We start from the raw sequence: 2,786 nt of genomic DNA, 5'->3' as shown, positions 1-2,786 counted from the left end.
CTTAAGAATAACCTCGCTGTGACAAACTAACAAAGCTTCAGCGAGAAAGTAGGGGATATACTATTTTTACGGCTTTTTTCTCATCATAAAAAAGCCACCTACCTATGCATGAAAAGTCATAGCAAGAATAAATGGCTCTTTATTAAAATGTTTTTTGGACTGAGCTTATTTTATTACACTTTTCCAATGCTCAAATCAGGTATTAAATTGAGCCTGTTATGAATGGCATGATGGATGAAAGATAACTTAGTTCGCACCGCTTGAGTAAGTACAAATGGGTAGGCATCGGCAAGTCCCATGCTGCGATTTAGTGAATTTAGAATGATCGAAAATTCCATCCAAGTATCTAAAATAGCATCAATCGATGTTTGTGAATTAAAGTAATAAGCACTTTGTGGCAATCGAAGCTCGTCTGCTTCTTCTAATTCAAACTCATTACCCGTTGTTGAGCCTGTAATTGAAAAGTTTTTGGCTGTTTCTAAAGTATCGATAATATGCATGTAATGCGCCCATGTTTCTGCCCAGTCTTCATAAGGGTGCATAGTAGCGTATTCACTAATAAAGGTTTCATGCCAGTTAGCTGGCGCACCTTGCTTGTAATGAGTATCGAGCGCTTGCTGGTAATCTAATTCGTCATCACCAAAATATTGCTTACATAAAGTATGTTTTTTTGGTGAATTTGCGATTAGTTGATCAAAATAATAATGACCAAGTTCATGGCGAAAATGACCAAGTAAAGTCCGATAACGCTCACCCATTGCTATTTTAGCTTGAGAGCGTGCTACGTCGTCTGCTTCAGCTAGGTTTATAGTGATATGCCCGCAATCGTGTCCTGTAAATACAACGTCCTGACCTATAATAGGGCTTACAAAGTGATCGCTTACGTTACGGTCTGCTATAAAATCGAAGCTTAATCCGCTTTCAGGTTCTTGAATCGTTGTATTTAAAGGGAGTGATAATGACTTTAATGTATACAAAGCGCGACGTTTTGCTGTCTCCATTTTTTTCCATAATGGAATATGTTCAACAATACTTAAATCGGGCACCGTTTCATTAAAGCGGCACGAAAAACACAGCACTTCGTCTTTATCGGCAACAGGTATAAATGTGTCTAAATTAACCATACCATTGCATACGTGATACTGAGCGTTGTTATCACATTTTTTATAAAAAACTTCAGGCGCTTCTGCTTTGTAAAATAACCCCGATTGCTCATCAATTTCATAGGGTTCAACTTGGTCGAACTCATCATCAATACCCACGGTTCTACCGCAAGCCAAACAATGGCTGCTTTCAAAAAATAAAATAAGTTGATCTGTGCAATTACATTTAAATGTTTTCATATGTTACCGAATAAAAAAGAGACCGTATAAACCACTTTTACTTAGCGCTATGCTATTGGAGGATAGTGGTTAAATCCTTTTTAAAAGTTCAGACTTTTTAATATTAAATTCATCATCACTCAACGCATTAGAGTCGCGAAGTTGTGCTAACTTTTCAATAATTTGAAGTGTTTCGTCTACCGAGTATTGCCCCACAGTATTATTAGCCGGTGCTTCAACTTGGTTTGGTGTTAACGATGCAAAATTCGGCTGCGTTACTTGCTGCGTAAAATCTTTTTGAGGTTCTGGAGGCGTTGGCGTTTGCCCTGAAATTAATGGCAGGGTATTTACATTAATTGTCCCCCACTGACTGTTAAATGTAAGAGAGGTATTATTGCCTTGCTGTTGGCTTACACCACCAATATTATGATCTAACGTGTCGTATACGCTCACTTGTCCATTTAATTCAACGGCTAAGCGATTAGGGAATATAGCGTAGCGAATATTATTTTGCGCACCACTGCTAAATGGGCTGCCTAGATTACCTGGCCACCATTGATTGCTGCCAGGCGTTCCTGCAGGAATAACCGGAAATATTTGGTTATTGCTCAATATATTAGCAAGTTCGTTGCACAAGTTATCAACGGTTGATTTTAAACCGTTGTTAAACATGTCGCCAACCATTGTCATTCCGCCACGCATCCATTGACCAGAACCACCAAGTTCTGGGCAATTAAACTGTGCCATTGAGCAACCGCCGTTATTAACGCTAACTAACATGTGAATTACTGCATCGTGACTGAGGTTATAACGAGATGCTATACCATTAACTAAGTTTTCACCGACATCTGTTAGCTTTTGCATAAGAAAATATCCTATTAGGTAGATTGGGTTGATTTAAAAAATCTTAAATACGCTAGGGCGTGTTGATTTTTTGGATTGAAATTTGTTCAATCTAGGGGCGATTTAATCGCGGCGCGAGGTTTGTAACCTAGTGGGCTAAGTAAAAACCGAGCAACAAAGAGTCAATCGTCCCTAGAAAGAACCCAAGGGCAGCGCATGTTTGGCATTTATGCTGCGTTATCGCCTATGTATAGGGAACAACCATACATCATAGACTCTGCCTTGCTTAAATACCAAACACACTGCTGCAAATTCAACCACCAAAGATCAACACGCCCTAGTGCTGCATTACCTTTAGCATTGATGATAATGAAAAATTAACAGGTTAGTGAGGTGTGCTGGTTTTTCAAATTGGACGTGTTCTGTTTTGTTTGAAATTAAAACACACCACTGTAAAACTAATCTTTAAAACAAGCATCTTTGTATTAAAAGTTGCTTGTTTTATCTCATCGAGATTGTTAGTTTTACTGTAACGTAAGCGGTTAAAAATCGATCTAGTATAGCACCGTTACTTACTTTAACAGCAGCTTTATTGTGAACTATTTCTTACTATTTAATGAT

The 2,786-nt window shown here is 38.3% G+C and carries 2 protein-coding genes; both read right to left on the bottom strand.

All coding sequences use genetic code 11. The annotated features are described in order from the left end of the window. Window positions 1-173: 173 nt before the first annotated feature. Window positions 174-1,343: a putative zinc-binding metallopeptidase gene (locus GQR46_RS18350; protein WP_165727774.1), complete on the bottom strand. Its 1,170-nt coding sequence runs from the start codon at window positions 1,341-1,343 to the stop codon at window positions 174-176. A gap of 69 nt (window positions 1,344-1,412) precedes the next feature. Continuing rightward, window positions 1,413-2,186, bottom strand: a complete 774-nt coding sequence (locus GQR46_RS18345) for an SHOCT domain-containing protein (RefSeq protein WP_007585227.1) — start codon at window positions 2,184-2,186, stop codon at window positions 1,413-1,415. Window positions 2,187-2,786 lie beyond the last annotated feature (600 nt).

This window comes from Pseudoalteromonas sp. Z1A6, from assembly GCF_011378745.1.
Classification (GTDB): Bacteria; Pseudomonadota; Gammaproteobacteria; order Enterobacterales; family Alteromonadaceae; genus Pseudoalteromonas; species Pseudoalteromonas arctica.
The sequence above is the reverse complement of the archived record's forward strand: the minus strand, read 5'-3'. Positions and strand labels throughout refer to the sequence as shown.

Bases quoted from the DNA above. Each gene is read 5' to 3' on its own strand.
- GQR46_RS18345 (WP_007585227.1), bottom strand. From the start codon at position 2,186: ATGCAAAAGCTAACAGATGTCGGTGAAAACTTAGTTAATGGTATAGCA.
- GQR46_RS18350 (WP_165727774.1), bottom strand. From the start codon at position 1,343: ATGAAAACATTTAAATGTAATTGCACAGATCAACTTATTTTATTTTTT.